Origin of the sequence: Lentibacillus kapialis, assembly GCF_014646635.1 — a bacterium.
Lineage (GTDB): Bacteria > Bacillota > Bacilli > Bacillales > Amphibacillaceae > Lentibacillus > Lentibacillus kapialis.
The window spans coordinates 1-18,443 of the sequence record NZ_BMNQ01000031.1 but is presented as its reverse complement, the minus strand read 5'-3'; the positions used below and the strand labels follow the sequence as shown (position 1 = coordinate 18,443).

At 38.2% G+C, this 18,443-nt stretch carries 15 protein-coding genes and 1 pseudogene; 2 read left to right on the top strand and 14 right to left on the bottom strand.

Annotation, left to right across the window (positions count from 1 at the left end; all coding sequences use genetic code 11):
* Nucleotides 1-11 precede the first annotated feature (11 nt).
* From IEW67_RS11015 to IEW67_RS11000, 4 genes and pseudogenes are all read right to left on the bottom strand, one after another.
* The gene (locus IEW67_RS11015) at nt 12-1,448 is read right to left on the bottom strand and encodes a sodium/glutamate symporter (protein WP_229671763.1); all 1,437 of its coding nucleotides are present in this window, start codon (nt 1,446-1,448) and stop codon (nt 12-14) included.
* Between the two features lie 414 nt (nt 1,449-1,862).
* Nucleotides 1,863-2,123, bottom strand: coding sequence for a hypothetical protein (locus tag IEW67_RS18480; protein WP_188633124.1), 261 nt, complete (start codon nt 2,121-2,123; stop codon nt 1,863-1,865).
* A pseudogene (locus tag IEW67_RS18475) lies at nt 2,110-2,354 on the bottom strand (M20/M25/M40 family metallo-hydrolase); the annotation flags it as partial. The pseudogene IEW67_RS18475 and the gene IEW67_RS18480, both read right to left, overlap by 14 nt.
* A 121-nt stretch (nt 2,355-2,475) precedes the next feature.
* Complete coding sequence (locus IEW67_RS11000; protein WP_188633122.1) at nt 2,476-3,570, bottom strand: mandelate racemase/muconate lactonizing enzyme family protein; 1,095 nt, start codon at nt 3,568-3,570, stop codon at nt 2,476-2,478.
* A 273-nt stretch (nt 3,571-3,843) separates the two neighbouring features.
* Here IEW67_RS11000 and IEW67_RS10995 point away from each other — a divergent pair, with 273 nt between their 5' ends.
* Together IEW67_RS10995 and IEW67_RS10990 are read left to right on the top strand one after the other, a co-directional pair.
* Complete coding sequence (locus IEW67_RS10995; RefSeq protein ID WP_188633121.1) at nt 3,844-5,004, top strand: M20 family metallopeptidase; 1,161 nt, start codon at nt 3,844-3,846, stop codon at nt 5,002-5,004.
* Nucleotides 5,005-5,105: 101 nt separating this feature from the next.
* Nucleotides 5,106-6,530 (top strand): YfcC family protein, encoded by a 1,425-nt coding sequence (locus IEW67_RS10990; protein WP_229671761.1) that lies wholly within the window; start codon nt 5,106-5,108, stop codon nt 6,528-6,530.
* Between the two features lie 223 nt (nt 6,531-6,753).
* Here IEW67_RS10990 and pdxA read toward each other — a convergent pair whose 3' ends face one another.
* From pdxA to IEW67_RS10940, 10 genes are all read right to left on the bottom strand, one after another.
* Complete coding sequence (gene pdxA / locus IEW67_RS10985; RefSeq protein ID WP_188633120.1) at nt 6,754-7,752, bottom strand: 4-hydroxythreonine-4-phosphate dehydrogenase PdxA; 999 nt, start codon at nt 7,750-7,752, stop codon at nt 6,754-6,756.
* Nucleotides 7,742-9,046, bottom strand: a complete 1,305-nt coding sequence (locus IEW67_RS10980) for a four-carbon acid sugar kinase family protein (RefSeq protein ID WP_188633119.1) — start codon at nt 9,044-9,046, stop codon at nt 7,742-7,744. Before IEW67_RS10980 ends, pdxA begins: the two co-directional genes overlap by 11 nt.
* A gap of 30 nt (nt 9,047-9,076) precedes the next feature.
* Nucleotides 9,077-10,060 (bottom strand): 2-keto-3-deoxygluconate permease, encoded by a 984-nt coding sequence (locus IEW67_RS10975; protein WP_188633118.1) that lies wholly within the window; start codon nt 10,058-10,060, stop codon nt 9,077-9,079.
* Between the two features lie 211 nt (nt 10,061-10,271).
* Nucleotides 10,272-12,017: a PrpR N-terminal domain-containing protein gene (locus IEW67_RS10970; RefSeq protein WP_188633117.1), complete on the bottom strand. Its 1,746-nt coding sequence runs from the start codon at nt 12,015-12,017 to the stop codon at nt 10,272-10,274.
* A gap of 205 nt (nt 12,018-12,222) precedes the next feature.
* Nucleotides 12,223-13,230, bottom strand: coding sequence for a zinc-binding alcohol dehydrogenase family protein (locus tag IEW67_RS10965; protein WP_188633116.1), 1,008 nt, complete (start codon nt 13,228-13,230; stop codon nt 12,223-12,225).
* A gap of 3 nt (nt 13,231-13,233) precedes the next feature.
* The gene (locus IEW67_RS10960; protein ID WP_188633115.1) at nt 13,234-14,715 is read right to left on the bottom strand and encodes a tagaturonate reductase; all 1,482 of its coding nucleotides are present in this window, start codon (nt 14,713-14,715) and stop codon (nt 13,234-13,236) included.
* A gap of 83 nt (nt 14,716-14,798) precedes the next feature.
* The gene (locus tag IEW67_RS10955) at nt 14,799-15,692 is read right to left on the bottom strand and encodes a fumarylacetoacetate hydrolase family protein (protein WP_188633114.1); all 894 of its coding nucleotides are present in this window, start codon (nt 15,690-15,692) and stop codon (nt 14,799-14,801) included.
* A 52-nt stretch (nt 15,693-15,744) separates the two neighbouring features.
* The gene (locus IEW67_RS10950; RefSeq protein ID WP_188633113.1) at nt 15,745-16,650 is read right to left on the bottom strand and encodes a fumarylacetoacetate hydrolase family protein; all 906 of its coding nucleotides are present in this window, start codon (nt 16,648-16,650) and stop codon (nt 15,745-15,747) included.
* Nucleotides 16,651-16,689: 39 nt separating this feature from the next.
* Nucleotides 16,690-17,850 (bottom strand): UxaA family hydrolase, encoded by a 1,161-nt coding sequence (locus IEW67_RS10945; protein ID WP_229671759.1) that lies wholly within the window; start codon nt 17,848-17,850, stop codon nt 16,690-16,692.
* Nucleotides 17,834-18,154 (bottom strand): UxaA family hydrolase, encoded by a 321-nt coding sequence (locus tag IEW67_RS10940; RefSeq protein WP_188633112.1) that lies wholly within the window; start codon nt 18,152-18,154, stop codon nt 17,834-17,836. Before IEW67_RS10940 ends, IEW67_RS10945 begins: the two co-directional genes overlap by 17 nt.
* Between the last annotated feature and the right edge of the window lie 289 nt (nt 18,155-18,443).

Below are 18,443 nucleotides of genomic sequence, written 5' to 3'. Positions count from 1 at the left end.
TACTCCTCTCTCTATTCTGCAGTGGCTCTTTTCAATCTCTCTACTTCGGATCCGGATTCCGATCTAAAATCATACGTTTTTGCACCCCATACTTTGAACACCTTTAACACAATTAAGTAAATGGGAATTGGTGCCAATAGCAATAGAATGCCCAGACTCATTGACAATGCCCCCGAGGCTATCGCCATTATTGTCGACACAGTCACAAATGAAGCTACCATTGGCAAGTTCATCAAACCTAATTCAACTGCTGTTGAGGTTCTTAAAGAAGGATCAATAATCCTTACAAGCGCAATACCGCTTGGGACGGTTCCTGTGACTGTCCCGTATAAGCCGATTGTTCTTTCAAAGTCATTTTCGCCACCCATGCGCTGGCCAAAGTAGATGCAGATTATAACGCTCAGGAGCATAACCACTATGGTCACGGTGATAATGGGAATCATCCATTTTCCAATCACACTGAATGGAACAGCCATAAATGACGCAACAATCAGGTAATCTGTTGACCAGCCGGTGATCTTAGACTGAAATGTATTATCTAGCATGTTATCGATACGCCATTTTTTCATAATGAATTTAACCAGGTACCCGGCCAACATGCCATAAATAAACAGCATGCCGCTAAATGTTGAGCCGACCCCCGGGATGAATGAAACAATTTCAGACATGCCTAGAGCCAATAGAAAACAGAGACCAATAATAGCGAAATGAAAAGTCATCGTATCAATGTTGCCGCTGAACATTGTTTCGTTTCCCAATGTGTTTCTTTTTTCGTCTTTGACGTAATAGCCTCGTTCAACGAAATCTTCAATCTTGGATGACCCCATGTTTTTCGCCAATCCCCGTTTAATCCCGTACCTCGCTAACGGGACACCAACGAGAAAACAAAGCAGGAATCCTAACGCGGCAAAGGTGACACCGACTGTCGCAGCGTTGGCAATACCGTATTGCTGTTCCATAATCGATCCAAAAGTCGCTGATTGTCCCGGTCCTTGGGTAAAAGCAAAAGGAATTAATAAGCCGTATACCGGATTCATCCCGAAAAAGCCGCCAATCCCAATAATGATAATCGCTCCAACAGCTGGGGTAAGGGCATAGATTAAATTCCAGAGAAAGCCCAATCCGATCGATCCTTTCGCTATACTTTTCCCAACAGAATTCGATGATTTGGACTTAGGATTACGGGTCAATCCGATAGAAATAAAGGTAACCGTAAATAAGAAGGTCACAATATCGACATACATTTGCGCGTCAACAGATGTAATCAGACCCGTATTCATGACAATTAAACCCAACACGCCGGCAATGACACTGGCAGGTACCAGCATTCTGCTAATAAAAGAAACCTTCGTTCGTATGATCATGCCAGCACAGAGCATAATACTCGCTAAACCAAAAGCTATCATGAACGTGATAACAATCTCTCCCTCTTCAACCGACTCTATCAATTAAAGTCGACAGCTTTCTATTTATTTTCATAATGTTATATTAAAGATCGTTACCCACACATAGCAACATGGTTCTAATGTTCGTACCAGTGCATCAGAGTTACCCACCCCAAAACGACAAAAAGACTATCTTAGCCGATGTTAGAAAAGATAGTTTTTCTAACATCTGTTTAAATAGCCAAGTCATGCCATTTTCCCCTGAAAAGTTTAATCTTAAATGAATACATATCTGAGCAATAGGAAGCCGATCATATTCAACAATTCCGCCATTCGCATCCACCAGCTTCCGTCGAGCTGTCAACATACTCGTTCCTGCTGGTACATTTAAAAGCTTTGGGATCCACCTTGATTGAGCGGATTCCCAATTGCTGTTCAGGCGGGTCTTATAAAGTAATTTTGTTCAATTCATATGTTTTAATTTATTCCGGGTGTAGAAAATAAACCAGTATCCGCTATTTGTTGGGCTGTTCCCGAGTTCGATGCTTTTCTGCATATCGCGGCCACCTGAATGGTTTCCTCCACTAATTGATCGCGTGTTTCTATATGAAAGTCCCTGATATCTACATAAAGCGTTACTTGACCCAGTATAACATTAACACCATTTGGCTCTACTATTTGCCTTCCTACAGTTGCGACAGCAGAATCACTGATACTGGCGGGAAGCTTCACTGCCATTAAAGCCACCATTAAACCGTGAACCTTCTTCATCTGAAAATATCGCTACTTCGAAGTTTTATTAGGTTGAAATTCTGATTCATTCCAGGCCTCCACCACTTCCAGTGCCGATAACACACCTAACACACCGTCAAAATGGCCGCCGTTCGGAACACTATCTAAGTGAGAACCACTCATAATAGACGGAAAACCATTCTGCTTCCCTTCCAGTCTTCCAAAGACGTTGCCAGCCGTTCCCCGCAAATTCCACCATAGTCATGATTGTTATCATAAGGTTCAATTAATTTCGTATATAAGTCAGCATTCATTTTTTTACCATTACACTGCCTCCTCCATCAGTAGCAACAAACTTTTATTTAACGACCAATTCCTGAATCACATCTTCATCTACAGTTATCCCAAGGCCAGGCTTATTGCTTAAATTAATATGCGGTGGTGAATAATCGAGATCACCAGGTTCTTTTGTGAACATCACTGGTCCAGAGACTTCAGTTGATATAATATTTTTCTTGGATAAAGCTAAATGGAACCCCGCAGCAGAAGCAATACTGGATTCGACCATTGACCCTATTTGACATTGTATCCCCATAAAATCCGCTTGTGTGGCTAACTGGAGTGAAGGATATATCCCTCCGCTTTTCATCAATTTAATATTAATATAGTCAACTGATTGATGTTCTGCCAATATTCTTAAATCTTTTACTGTGACTAAACTTTCATCTGCCATTAATGGTATAGAAGTACTTTGTTTTAATTCCTTAAAAAGTGATACATCATCTGCAGCAATTGGCTGCTCAACCCATGACGGATTGTAAGGGGATAAATATTCAATTATCCTTTTCGCCCTCTGGACAGATTTCCATCCCTGATTAGCGTCAACTCTGATTAAAACGTCATTGCCAACTGCCTTTCGAACTGCTTTTACCCTTTGGATATCTTTTTCATCACCTGCCCCAAGTTTCATTTTTATTTCCGTATAACCGTCATCAACAGCGGCCTTTGCTTGTTTCGCCAGCACACCTGGCTCCAGAATGCTAAGCACAAATGGTAATGAAGGTGCTGTATCTTTTTTTCCACCTAGCAATAAGTAAATTGGAAGTTGACTGTATTTTCCGATAATATCATAACATGCGATGTCAATAGCGGCTTTTGCCGCGGGATTGCCAAATATTTTTCGATTCATCTTCTCATGGACTTGATAAATATTTCTTGGATCACTTCCTATTACAGTAGGTATAAGATAATGTTTAAGCGTAACTATGTCACTTTGAACCGACTCACCTGTTACATTTTCATCCGGAACGCTTTCCCCATATCCTATAATACCTTCATCCGTATGGATCTTAATAATAATCGAAGGCATCATATCATACCTCATATAAGAAACAATAAAAGGTTCCTTGAGTGGTAAATTGACGTGATAAAGCTCTATTTGCGTTATCTTCATAACAATCCCTCCTTGTAGATTTATAAAACGCATCTTTTTTCATATGACTTAAAGTAGATTTGACAACTAATTTAATTTATGTTAATTTTTTGAATATATTTAATTGTATAATATCATTAGAGATATCTTATCGCAAATTATTTGGAAATATCATTTTGAGAGCGTTATTATTTCAAACGTAATAATCGCAATTTTCCTGATTGTACGTATCACTTCCTTTATCAAAAGGATCAACTATCAAAACAAATCCTAAATCTGCAAGGAGGAGCATTTATGGAGTATGTATTAACCGATGAAATGAAAAGAATTGAACAACAATTGTGGGATATTAGTGACCACCTGTACGAAAACCCTGAACTTGGTGATGAAGAATATCAATCAATGCAACTGCTCGTTGATTTTTTGAACCAAAATCATTTTCAAGTGGAAACCGGGGTTAGCAATCGAGCAACAGCCTTTAAAGCGGAGTTTGCAAGTAAAAAACCTGGGCCAACAGTTGCCTACTTAGCGGAATATGATGCCCTTCCTGATATAGGTCATGGGTGTGGTCACAACCTGATTGCTGCAATGAGTGTTGGCGCAGGAGTAACACTTAGTCAAATTGTTAAAGAAACTGGTGGAAAGGTTGTCATCATTGGAACACCGGCAGAAGAAACAAATGGAGCTAAAGTCGACATGAGCAACAAAGGGGTATTTGACAATATTAATGTTGCAATGATGGTTCATGCTGCTGATCAGTCATATCAAAGCGGTAGCATGTCAGCTATGGATGCTATCGAATTTGCCTATACTGGAAAGGCCTCCCATGCCGCAGCTAAACCTGAAGCAGGCATTAATGCTCTAGATAGTGTTATTCAGTTATTTAATGGCATCAATGCATTCCGGGAACACCTAACCTCGGATATTCGTATCCATGGAATAATTACAGAAGGTGGACAGGCCGCTAATGTTGTCCCCGAACAAGCCACTGCCAATTTTTATATTCGAGCACGGAACCGTTCACATTTAGATTATGTTGTTGAAAAGGTTAAAAACATTGCAGAGGGCGCTGCTTTAATGACAGGAGCCACCCTCAACATCTCCAATTTCGAATCTAGCTTTGATAATTTGGTTACCAATAATGTTTTGTCAAAAACTTTTACTACACGGTTGCAAGAGGTGAGTAAACATCCTGTTCATCCCGGTGAACAAAGCTTTGGTTCTTCAGACATGGGTAATGTTAGTAAAGTTGTGCCGGCGATTCACCCTTTTATTAGTTTAAACGAACCAGGATTAGTATTTCATACGAAAAAATTTGCAGATAAAACTGTTACAAAAGAAGGCCATCAAGCATTATCATCCGGGGCTCTGGCACTGGCGCTAACTGGCTATGACATATTAACGGATAAAGAGCTCTTAAAGAGCATAAAATCTGAGTTTGACTCAATCGATTAATACACATAATGTCCTTCGTCTTATGGAAAAAACTTATTGATGATACTGAAAAAATAAACATATTGGCTGAATAAACTAAAAACAAAGGAGTGTGATGAATTTTGGGTGTTCAAATAAGCAGCCCAGATAATCAAGAGAATCGGAAAAAACCAAAATTTCAATTTCCTCATGTTTTTATTATTTTGTTTGGTTTAACCATTATTATGGCTGTTGCCACTTATTTTATCCCAGCCGGTGAATTTGACAGGACCACTACCGAAGATGGAACAACGGTTGTGGTTGAAGGCACCTATCATAGCGTGGAAAGTAACCCCACTGGATTGTTTGACATCTTTTTAGCTATTCCTAATGGTATGTCTGAATCAGCCACAATAATCTTCTTTATTCTTATCGTCGGAGGGGCCTTTAATATTTTAATTTCGACTAATGCTCTGGATGAAGCAATCACTAGTATATCATCGAAAATGAACAACAAAGAAATTTACACAATTCCCATCGTAATGGTTATTTTTGCTTTGGGGGGAGCCACATTTGGCATGGCGGAAGAGACAATTCCCTTTATGTTAGTTATAATCCCTCTTGCCATACGAATGGGATTTGATTCAATGGTTGGAGCCGCAATGGTACTCCTTGCCGCATACTCAGGATTTACCGCAGCTTTTTTGAATCCTTTTACCGTTGGCGTTGCCCAAACTATAGCAGATTTACCGTTATTTTCGGGCATAGGCTTTAGGATTTTTATGTGGATCATTTTTGTAGGTGCTAGTATAGCCTATGTTATGTTTTATGCTAAAAAGGTTAAAAAGAACCCAGAAATTAGTATTATGTATGAAGAAGATCAAGAAAGACAAATTAATATTCCTCGGGAGTACGATGATACATCAATATCAAAAAGAAATATCCTGGTTATAGCAATATTAATCCTTACGCTCATAACACTTGCCTTAGGGGTAATCTTCATTGGATGGTATATCCAAGAGATTGCAGCTTTATTCATTATCATGGGAATTTTAGTCGGATTAGTTGGAAAGCTGCGCTTAAATCAGATTGCAGAACGATTCGTCAAAGGATGTCAGGATATAGTAATGGGAGCGTTAGTTGTAGGTTTTGCTTATGGTATACTAGTCGTTCTTGAGGAGAGCAGCACAATCGACACTATTCTATACGGCATCTCCGATTTAGTCACTAATTTACCATCGGCACTGACGGCGATTGGAATGTTAATTACTCAAAGCCTGCTCAATTTCATTGTCCCTTCCGGAAGCGGTCAGGCCGCTTTATCCATGCCTATCATGGCACCCTTATCCGACCTGGTAGGTGTTAGCCGACAAACCGCTGTGGTAGCATTTCAAATGGGAGATGGCATTTCCAACATATTAACCCCAACAAGCGGAGCCTTTATGGCAGCATTAGCCATTGCTAAAGTACCTTGGGTGAAATGGGTAAAATGGATCTGGCCCTTAATTGTAATCCACTACTTATTGGCTGCTCTATTTGTAACCATGGCTCATTTGTTTGTATGGTAGAATTCCTATAATCGCCATTGATTGAGTCAGTTGGGGATTTTCTGAACTATGCTTCACAACATGGGGCAAAAAAGCGACGTGAAATTGAATTTCACATATATTGCTCACTAATTCATATTAAACTATAAATAACCCCCATAAAAACTAGAATAATTCTAATTTATGAGGGTGTAATGATGGATAGTGATTATTTACTTTACGTTACATTGGGGTGTGTAAAACGTCACTCCTTCTTCGGCGCTAACTCAATTGCTTGTCTTAAAGCTTCTAGCATACTTCTTTCATCTGCTATACCTGTGCCAGCGATATCAAATGCTGTTCCATGATCAACACTTGTTCTAATAATTGGCAAGCCAACAGTAATATTCACGCCAGCTTCAAGTCCCAATACCTTAATAGGACCATGACCTTGGTCGTGATACATGGCTGCTACAATATCAAAATCACCACGCTGAGCTCGGAAAAATAGCGTATCGGCCGGTAGTGGCCCTTCAACATTAATCCCTTCTTCTGTTGCACGACCAATAGCCGGAATGATTTTCTCTTCCTCTTCTCCATAGCCGAACAACCCATTTTCACCGGCATGAGGATTAATCCCACACACACCTATTTTAGGGTGGCTGACTCCAGCATTAGTAAGTGTTTCATGTGCTAAACGTATAACTTCGTGAACCCGTTCCGGTCTAATCATGTTTATAGCATCGATAAGACCCACATGAGTCGTTACATGAATTACCTTCAATTTAGGCGAAGAAAGCATCATGGAAAAGTCTTTTGTACCTGTTAACTCAGCTAAAATTTCTGTATGTCCCGGATAAATATGTCCACCTTTATGCAATGCTTCTTTGTTCAAAGGAGCGGTACAAATCGCATCAATTCGACCATTGTTTGCGAGTTCAATAGCAGTTCTCAGGTACTCAAAAGCTGCATTTCCAGCCTCTGAAGAAACCTGTCCAAATGGCAAATCTTCTGGCAGTAAATCAAGATCATAACAAGCTATTTCTCCAAAACGTGTTGTGAAATCAGAATAACCATCTACTTCCTTAATCGTTAATTCAGTACTTAGCAATTCTGCAGCACGCTTCAGTATTTTCGCATCACCAATAACAATTGGGTGAGACTGCTCATATACATGCTTACTTTGTAAACTTTTCACAATAATTTCAGGCCCTACCCCAGAAGCGTCCCCCATCGTAATACCTACTATTGGTTTATGACTCATCTTTATAAACTCCCTTCAATTCCTGCATGGCATTATAAATCGAAGCTTCTTTTCCAAATGCTCCTGCTTTTGTTACAATAGTATAATCAAGATTTGTGCCGATTAACGTGCCCAATGGAATTCCTGCTTCAACCTGCTTGATTAAACGGAAGCCAATGCCACCCAAGTGACTCGAGGTGTCTTTTGCTGTATCCCCGCCTGTTAGCACCAAACCAGTCAAATCTTTATTTGTTTCGGCAACTGCTGCCACGACTTCGCCAATCGCTCCGGAAATGCGTTCTCCAATTTGATAGCCTGTTAAATTCAGACTTTCTCCGACTTCCGTAACTTGTTCCCTTACCTCTTTATTGGAGGGAACATATAAAACTAGATCATTCCCATTTTCCAATCCCTCAAGCAATGCTACAATATTATTCTGTCTATGCTTTTCCCAATCACCACTGAAAATTCGCATCGGATTCAATTCCACAGCTGTTATATCGGACTGTTTGACTGCAAAACGCACTTGATTCTGCGTTACCCGAGATAAGCTTCCACATACTGCCATAACATGATTCGATTTGAGAAATGTTCGTTTATCTACCTTTTCACTAATCCCAAGTACTTCCGGAAGTACTTCTGCAAGACCAGCTGATCCAGCCCAAACAACTTGATCTGATACAGCGTGCATTTTTTGTGCCGCATTTTTTAAATCATCCTGTGTTTCCGCATCACAAACAATATACCTTAGCTTATTTTCTTTAAAGGTACGCATTTTTTCCCCAAAAACAGTTTTGTCCGCTTCAATATCTGCTTTTTTCAAAAGGCCAATCGGTTTTCCGATTTCTTTTTCCAAAAGCTTGGGGATGGATGACTCAGTAACAGGATGTTTTGGATCTTTTGAAATTTCAGTTTCAGCTATTCTTTCATCATTGACATAGTGTATACCATCTTTCGTCGTTCTTCCAAGAGGAGGAAAAGCCGGAGCAATGAATACAAACTCCGGTTTAAATACATCATAAAGGGCCTGCAATTCAGTCCCAATATGTCCCCTCAAGGTAGAATCCATTTTTTTATAAATCGATGAATAACCTGCTTGTTTTAAAAACCGGCCAGCCTGCTTCGTCATAAAAGCTGCCGTTTCTCTGGACAACGCGCGTGAATTCGTATCAATCACAACACCGTTATCAAGGTTATTCTGATCTTCCGGGATATCAAAAAGAACGGAAGTGTGTACGCCTTTCTCTGTAAGTTGAACACCACTATCATTAGCGCCAGTTAAATCATCTGCAATAATACCTATATTGTGTTTCATGTTGATTCCTCATTTATTAGCAAAATTATATTATTCAATCACATAGTCGTCGGGTACTTTTACGCCTTTTTTCTCTAAACGCTTCACAAGGAAACCGATATATAACGGCAATAGAATAGCTGTTGTAACAGTAGATGCTGCAACCTGCACTGTAGCAAGATCAACATGTGAAGCAAAACTTGCACTGGCAGCTGCAATCGCAGCCGGCGTTGCTACAGCATTACCTGCTGTTGAGCCTTCTGCTGCACCAGCAATCGGGTTCCATTTAAATGCTTTAAAAACGAAGAATCCTGCAGTTCCAGTTAGGAATACAGTTGCTAGACCAAGAACAATACCTGAAAGTCCACCCTCAATAATTGCACCAAAGTCAATTCCCATACCAAGCGCAAAGGCAAAGAACGGAATTAACATGGAGCTCCCTTTATCAAAGAACTTTCTCATTTCCTCATCTAAATTACCTAACACCATACCAACAATGATGGGTAACAACACTGCGATAAAGGATACAAATGAAAACAACCCATCAACAAAGCCCATCGCCCCGAATATAGACAATGCTACCATTGTGAAGAAAGGGCCATCATTTAACGCAAGTAATGAGTATGCCGCACGGTCTGTTTTGTCACCATATTGACCAACCAGCGCCACATACAAACCACCATTACTGTTGGTCATAGCAGCAATAATTGCAATTGGTGCTAAACCTAACCAAAGCCCGCTATCTCCGGCTAACATATAGGCAACAAGGCCAAAAATCGCACCTACTATCCACTTAGTCGTTAACAATGTGGCACCTTTACCAAGGCTGACCCCAACATTACGTAAATTAATTTGAGCCCCTGTACATAATAAGAATAGTGCGATAAGAGTGCTTGCTCCATCAACAAATAACGCCTGTGTGAAATTACCAATTCTAAGTAAATCGGGAGCGACAGTATTAAGTGTTGCAGCAAGCAACAAAGGTACTACCATCATACCTCCAGGAACTTTTTCTATTGATGCCTTAATTCTCATGCTTCTCCCCCTCTGTTTAATTTTAAAACGCTTGATAAAATTTAAAACGTTTTCATAGTCAACATTCTAATACATCTTGATATAAAATGCAACATATTTTAAATTATCGCCCTAATTAATTAACGTTTTTCTCAATGATTGTTGCATATTACAACAATATAAAAGGAACCCTTCTTAAGGGCTCCTTTTATAAACCAAAATATGAGCAATATTACTTTTTTAACTTCCGCCATAAAGTAGAACGATTAATATTCAATCTTTTTGCTGCCTTTGATTGATTGTCCCCCTCTTCCCGTAACACCTGCTTGATTACTTTTTGTTCAATTTCTTCCAACGTCCCATCAAGTGATAAACTATTATCATGAGCCATCGACATAAGCTTAGATTTATTCATAAATTTTTTAACATGGAAAAGCTCTATATAGTTGTCCGTTGTCATCGTGCTTAATTCCTGAATGACCTTCTTTAATTGAGACAAGTTGCCCAACCATTCAAACTGCAAGAGACAGTCAATTGCATCTGGTTTCATCCCCACTGTTTCATTACCGTTTTCAGCATGAAATTCAGCTAGGAAATAATCAACAAAATCCCCAATATCTTCTTTCCTATTACGTAATGGTGAAAGATGTATGACATGAATAGAAATCTTTTTATAAAGTTCCTGATCAAAGGCTCTATTATGTACAAGATAATCGAGCGATTCATTAGCAAGCACAATGATTCTTATAGTATCAGGTATATGTTGTAATAAGCTTTTAATAGCATTTTGTATGTTAGTTGATACTGACTCTATATCTTTTATTATAACTGTTCCATACTTTATAGTTGTAAGCTTGTTCCTTATTTTCTCTATTTTAACATCATTAGTTAAGTAACCTCCCTCTATAACAACGAGCGGAGATTGCTGACCAAATTTCTCAAAATGTAATGCTTGTGCAACCGTATATTTACCTGTCCCCAGTTCCCCAACAATACACACGTTTGCATCAGTATATGCAAGTTGCTGTATATTATTTCTTAACCATTTGGCCTCGGCACTATCACCAATAATCGGGATATGTACAGGATCCCCAATGATTTTAACAGCCCTGTTATCGGTTTGCATCACTGAATCATAAATGTTAATGCCTACAATAGACTCTGTTATACTTACCAAATAAGCCTGTATATCGTATGTTTTATTTTGACCCTCAATTTCAGCCCACTGACTTGTTTTATTTTCCAAAACTCGCTTAATCACCTTTAATATAACGGGGGAATCCAAAATTTCATGACACTGATTATCTTGTTCATACAATAGATTTCTTTCAATAACTTCAGCATCTTTGTTCAATAAAATAATTGGAAAAGGCATTGAATTGAAGGTTTCCTGAAAATAATAAAATTGGCTGTTCACTCTGCGAAAGAAGCTATATATTCTTTTGCCTTCTTCAAAAGCATCAGTAACCGCTTCTTTTCCGGAAGTAATTAAAACACCGCGCAATCCAATCTGTTCTGCGACTTGAACAGTAATAACGTCCCCAATAACTACATTAAATCCTTGTTGCTTCAGTTCCTCCAAGTGACCGCTCACTTCATCCCTTGATTTAATCGTAATCATCTTCACATCAAATTCTAATATGCTGCATATTGTGGCTGCACCTTGCGAAATATTTGGATAACCAACAAGCGCCACTCCATTTTTTATTCCACGAATGAGGGTGAAAACACGCAACATATCATACCCGGTTATATCAATATGAACGACAGGTATCGAAACAACATCTTGAATCATAGTAGCTGTTCCACCGCGACTTATGATTAGCTCGTACCCTTGTTTTTCCGCTAATTTTGCCGCCTTTACACCTTCTTCAAGATTAGCTACCGTTACATCCAAGTCTATATCATCTGGTGCATCAACTTTTTTAGCTGTTTCAGCCAAACCTTGATACGGGGCAATTAGAAGTGTTTTAATCATCTTATCCCTCGTTTGTTGCAGATTTCAACACTTCCATTATTGCATAAAGACACTTTAATGTCATGTGAAATACTAATGATGGGATTGGTTTATTCAGAAACAAGAAATTTACTATACGGCATTCAAATTGTATGTGACAACCACCATAGTCTCGGTTACAGACTTCTTATAGGAAAAAAGATTCTGTCATCATTAAGCTTACCATCTAATCTAGATATATTACAGTTTTATTGGATTGAAAATTACCCACTTTAAAATAAGAAATGGTATCATCAAACGTAATTTTATTTGAAATATAAGATGGCTTAATCATTCCTTCCGATAAGCAGTTAATTACATAATTAAAATCTTGTTTTGTTGCATTTCGACTCCCTATTAGCGACATTTCTTTAGAATGAAAATCGGGATTAAAAAAACTTATTTCATCTTTTACTAATCCTACAAAAACGAGTTTTCCCCCGTGGCCCACATAATTAAAGGATTCCATCATTGAATGCCTATTACCCGTCGCATCAAAAACGATTGAAGGTAATGAACCTTCACAAATCTCCATCAACTGTTGCAAGATATTATTGGGATCATTTATAATTGCATCACAATCAGCCCATTCTTGGCAAAAGTTTAGACGTCCCTCATTTAAATCCATTACAATAGTTTTCGCACCTTGTAACTTTGCAAAACGGGCAACACCTAATCCGATAGGTCCTGTTCCAATAACTAAAACCGTATCACTTTTCTGAATCTGCGCTCGTCTTACAGCATGTGCACCAATACTTAGCGGTTCTACAATAGCTGCTTCATCCAATGTTAATTCATTTACCGGCAGCACATGACTAGAAGTGACTGTTACATAATTCTCCATTCCACCGTCAGTGTGTACACCTAACACTTGCATATTTGTGCAACAATTTGTTTTCCCATGTCTACATGCATCACATTCACCACAATTCATGTAAGGTATAACAGTTACAGTATCACCAATGTTAGTATCTCTGACTTCTTTACCTACCGCTTCAACGATGCCAGAAATTTCATGTCCAAGGACTCGTGGATAGGTAAAAAATGGTTGGTTTCCTTTAAATGCATGTATATCAGTTCCACAAATACCTATCCTTTTAATCGCTATTAAAACATCTTCATTTTCAAGATCATCAGGATCCTTTTTATTTTTTAAACTCATTTCACCTGGCTCTGTTAAAACTAGTGATTTCATTGGTCAATCTCCCTTTTCTAAGTTTAAAAGGGCTGGTTTAATACCCTCTTTGTCAATGCGCAAAAAGTAATCTGCTATCGCTTCATACAGATCACTCAATTCCTCATCATTCAGTGAGAAATCTTCATCAATCAAATCCCTAATAAATGCAATGAGGCTTCCCTTTGTATTATCAAATTCACTATAAAAATGACGGAACTTATCAATTACGTGTGTATCATCTTTTATCTCATACTTTGTTTGTTCATCTTTAAAAAAATAAAGCAATGCTGCTAAGGCAAAAGTTAATCGCTTTGGATTCTCCCCAATTTTGGACCGATATTCATAGATGCTTGGCCATATTCTTGCTTTAAATTTGGCATAACTATTTAAACTTATATTAATCAATCTATGGTTCAGAAAAGGATTAGCAAATCGATCAAAAGTTTGTATAATGTAGGTTCTTGCCTTTTCCTTCTCGTTTGAAGGAATCGTTGGAATTATTTCTTCAATTAAAGCATTATTAATAAATGAGAAAAGTAAGGAATCCTCTATACCCTCTCGAACAGTTTCAATACCGCTTAATAATCCCATCGTTGCAAGCATTGTATGAGGTCCATTAAGTAACTTTATTTTTAATTCTCTATAAGAAGAAATTTTGTCAAAATGAACGTTCAAGCCTGCCTGCTTAAAAGGGAGCTTTGATTCAACAGATGCGGGTCCTTCAATAACGAATAAATGATAAGGTTCCGCTACTGTTAGTAATTCATCGTAGTATCCAAGTAAGTTAAACAACTGTTGGTCTTCCTCTTTCGGATAACCGGGTACAATCCGGTCAACCAACGTATTACAGAATACACATGATTCATCAATCCATTGAACAAATGACTTTGACAGATTCCAATCTTCAATAACTTTCAAACAAATCCTTTTTAGTTCTTCTCCATTGTTTTCAATAAGCTCACATGGTAAAATAATTAATCCTTTATCTTTGTCTCCATTAAAATGAACATATCGATGGTAAATAAGTGCTACTACTTTACCAGGAAAGGATAGTGGAGATACATCTTCTGGGTAAGCCTCTTTTTCATATCGAATACCAGCTTCCGTAGTATTTGAAAAAAGGAACTCTATTTCTTGTTGCTCTGCTAATTTCATCACATCATGCCAGTTTGTGTAGGGATTAATTGCTCTATTGATGGAATTGATAACCTGTTTTCTTTTAACTGTCTCCCCATTTTCTATACCACGCAAGATTAAAGTAAAAAGCTCATTTTGACGATTAAGCTTAGGAACAGTTCTGCCTCTTGGAGTTGCTTGAATGGAAGCTACCTTACCCCCAAAATCACTCTTTTTATTCATCTCAAAGATCATCCAGTCAACAAAACCACGAATAAAATTCCCATCACCAATTTGAATTATTCTTTCTGGATAATCATTTAAAAGATTTGCCTGACCTAACTGTTTATAAGTTTCCGTATTCAAGTATGATAATTTTTCCGTCATTCGTTACAACCCCATATTTGGATTTTTATATTAATAAAAGCAAAATAATACCATTACTTGCTTCGTTTGTTTATTTACTATATTCATTCTGTTACAAATGTATTTGTTAATTTCCCCAACTTCTCGATCTCGACTGTCACCTCATCACCCGGCTGCAAATACACTCGTTCTTCTTCGGACAATCCAAGAACGACTCCTTCTGGTGTACCAGTTAAAATGACATCCCCAGGACTGAGCGTCATATATTGTGAAATATAACTAATAATTTCGTCACAATAAAATATCATATCTGACGTATTCGAGTTTTGGCGTACTTCTCCATTAACTGTTGTCTTTAACGGTAAATTATTTGGATCGATTACCTCATCTGCCGATACCAGATATGGACCAACGGGACTGAAACCATCACACGTTTTACCTAGTAACCACTGGTTCGTTCTAAATTGCAAATCCCTTGCAGATAGATCGTTTGCTGTGCAATATCCATAGACATAATCCAAGGCGTTTTCTTTTGTAACTTCTTTTGCTGATTCTCCAATAACAATCCCCAATTCCACTTCATAATCTAACTGTTCCGTTACATTAGGAACTACAATATCACAAAAGTTTCCTGTCAATGTGTTATTGTATTTATTAAATAAAATTGGAGTTTCCGGGTAAGGTGCATTTGTTTCATCAGCATGCTTCCGGTAATTTAAGCCAACGCAAATTATTTTACCCGGATTTGTAATGCAAGGCCCCCAATCCAACATTTTATCATTGAGAACATAAGGAGAATCAGAACTAGTATCAAGGGTATTAATGAAGTCCTTCAAAACAGATAACGTTTTATCTCCCCCGTTAATTAAATCCATAACTTCTGTTGGAACGTGTTCCATAGGGTGATCAGATAAGGCTGACGCAACATCTACTACTCCCTCTTTAACTTTAACTCCTAATGATGGACGATTATCTTTCATAAATGTAACTGATTTCATATTTATCTACCTCCAGTAAGTTAAAATTTTAGAATATATGGTATTACTACGATTAATTAACCACACGACTATCCTTTGAAATTAATTTCTTAACAGGATTAGTTAATATTCCAATTTCTGGTACTTCAATTTCGATACGATCTCCATCTTGAAGTGTAAATTCATTAGGTGGAACAATAGACGTACCCGTTAATAAAACTGTCCCGTCAAAAATCATGTTATCCCTTGTCAGGAAGGAAACAAGTTCATCATACTCCCGCTTCAATTGATTCGTATTTGCACTCTCCTCAACTATTTTCATGCCTTCACGATAGATACTCAACGTAATCTCTAAATTATAAGGATCTGGTAATGATTCTGCCAATACGATTGCAGGCCCAAATGAGCAAGAACTTTTCCAAATTTTAGCCTGGGGTAGATATAATGGATTTTCCCCTTCAATATCCCTTGAACTCATATCATTGCCTATCGTATAACCTAAAATCTTACCTTTTTTATTTATTACAACGCCAACTTCCGGTTCTGGAATTTGCCATTCCGAATCACTTCTAATATTCAAATCTTTATTGGGTACTATTGTTCTTGCCTCCGTTGACTTCAAGAATAGTTCAGGACGTTCAGCATCATACACTTTGTCATAAAATGTTTGCGAACTATCCATATCCCCGTTAGACGCTTCAAAATTTCTCGCTTCGCGACTTTTGAAGTATGTTACTCCTGAAGCCCACACTTCGGGTGCTGCAACAGGGGTTAATAAGTTCAATTCACCATATACAAATACCTCAGTGATCCTCTTATCATCAATTAATTGTTGAACCAGCTTCAATGGTGTAGTTTTCTTGTTTTCCGCATCATTTACTAATTCCATAAAATCAGAATAAGGCAAAGGGGAAACCTGCTGGCTCTTTAAAACACCTAAAGTTGGCTTTTTATTATTTAAGAAACGAATAATCCGCAATTAAAATCCTCCCTATATATCCATTTGATAACTCCCGTATTACTGTGTCTCCGCTAATCGCCATATACTGAATTCTTGGTTATGAAACTTTTCAGAAGCAGTAATTTCGCCATTAGCTACTTGTAAAACTTTTGAATAAATTTCCTCGCCAATTTGATCAATCGTATAATTTTGATCAATTATCTTTCCCGCGTTCACATCGATATGTTCGGGCATGTTTTTATATAATTTTGGATTCGTTCCAATTTTAATGACCGGAGCGATTGGAGACCCGGTTGGAGAACCTTTGCCAGTGGAAAATAAAACAATCTGTGCCCCTCCAGCCACTAATCCTACAACAGATTCAACATCATAGCCTGGTGTATCCATAAATATAAATCCTTTTTCCGTTGGTGAATGCGCGTAGTCAATTACTTCCATTAACGTAGAATTGCCTCCCTTTTTAATACACCCAAGAGACTTTTCTTCTAGTGTCGTTAAACCACCTGTTTTGTTACCAGGGGAAGGATTAGCAGCTTTAATATCTTCTCCCACAGCTCTTGCTCGTTGTTCATATCTTTTCACTATTTCCAAGAATCTGTTACCTACTTCTGAATTAACCGCTCTATTTGCCAAAATATGTTCTGCACCAACCGCTTCTGTTGTTTCAGCAAGAACACTTGTCCCCCCATCCGCAACGATAGAATCCGAAAAGGCTCCAATCGAAGGATTAGCAGTGATTCCTGACCATGCGTCTGAACCGCCACATTCGAGTCCAATTGTTAATTCGGAAACATCAGCTTTCTCCGTTTTTTGTTGCTTACTTAGCTCTAATGCATTTTTAAGCCAGACTTTCCCTTCTTCAAGACATTCGGCAATTGATTTCTTCTTATCAAATATAATGGAATAGACATGATGGCCATCCTTTTTTAGCGTTTCTACAATTCCTTCAGCAGGGTCTTCCGTTCCCATCCCTAAAAATAATGCAGCACTAACATTTGGATGTCCAGCTGTACCTGTTAACGTTTTAATGGTTTGGTCACTGTCCTCAGAGTATTGGGATTGGCCTGCTTGGTGAACGACTGGAATAACGCCCGGAACGAGATTAGCCAACTTTTTGGTAAGTCCGGCTAGTTCACCAACTGTATTGATAACAATAGTATGATTTCTAACCCCGATGCTTCCATTTGCTCTACGATAACCCTCAAATGTTTTCAACATCGATACACTCCTTTTGAAAACTTTTATCCTCCTCAGTTAATCCACGAACATTGGATACATGAACATGATCGCCTATTGCTATATCCTCCGTTGCAAGCCCCATACACTCCCCGTACTTAATGACTCTATTACCCTTAGGAATTGGATTAAGTGCAATTTTGTGTCCATATGGTATCGTTTTTGTCGCGCTGATTTTTGTTATCTCATTTTTTATAGATAAAAGTTCTCCAGCTTTTAAAGTTTCAAGTGCTACCGCAACATTATCCTCTTCGTCTAACTTAAGAGCATTTACTTTTTGGCTCAACGGTATCCCTCCTTAATAGGTAGTCCCTAAGTGTGGTATAGAAAACTCGCCCAACTCCAACATCTCTAGTTGTGTTTGTTTTCCTGAACATACTTCCAACATGTCTTCTATAATTCTTTCACTTTCTTCGTGGATATCAATTCCTTTAATTGAATAATCAATAATGTAAAGCATCACTTAATTCCAGCCAAAACAAGCCTGTTTTGTTCACAATTCTCCAGTTGATTTCTGTACTTTCCCGGCGTAATATGCTAAATTTTTTGCATATTGTTAGGGGGGTTTTTTTATG

Coding starts and splice junctions, on each gene's coding strand:
- IEW67_RS18480 (WP_188633124.1), bottom strand. CDS start 2,123: ATGGCAGTGAAGCTTCCCGCCAGTATCAGTGATTCTGCTGTCGCAACT.
- IEW67_RS11000 (WP_188633122.1), bottom strand. CDS start 3,570: ATGAAGATAACGCAAATAGAGCTTTATCACGTCAATTTACCACTCAAG.
- IEW67_RS10995 (WP_188633121.1), top strand. CDS start 3,844: ATGGAGTATGTATTAACCGATGAAATGAAAAGAATTGAACAACAATTG.
- pdxA (WP_188633120.1), bottom strand. CDS start 7,752: ATGAGTCATAAACCAATAGTAGGTATTACGATGGGGGACGCTTCTGGG.
- IEW67_RS10980 (WP_188633119.1), bottom strand. CDS start 9,046: ATGAAACACAATATAGGTATTATTGCAGATGATTTAACTGGCGCTAAT.
- IEW67_RS10975 (WP_188633118.1), bottom strand. CDS start 10,060: ATGAGAATTAAGGCATCAATAGAAAAAGTTCCTGGAGGTATGATGGTA.
- IEW67_RS10970 (WP_188633117.1), bottom strand. CDS start 12,017: ATGATTAAAACACTTCTAATTGCCCCGTATCAAGGTTTGGCTGAAACA.
- IEW67_RS10965 (WP_188633116.1), bottom strand. CDS start 13,230: ATGAAATCACTAGTTTTAACAGAGCCAGGTGAAATGAGTTTAAAAAAT.
- IEW67_RS10960 (WP_188633115.1), bottom strand. CDS start 14,715: ATGACGGAAAAATTATCATACTTGAATACGGAAACTTATAAACAGTTA.
- IEW67_RS10955 (WP_188633114.1), bottom strand. CDS start 15,692: ATGAAATCAGTTACATTTATGAAAGATAATCGTCCATCATTAGGAGTT.
- IEW67_RS10945 (WP_229671759.1), bottom strand. CDS start 17,850: ATGTTGAAAACATTTGAGGGTTATCGTAGAGCAAATGGAAGCATCGGG.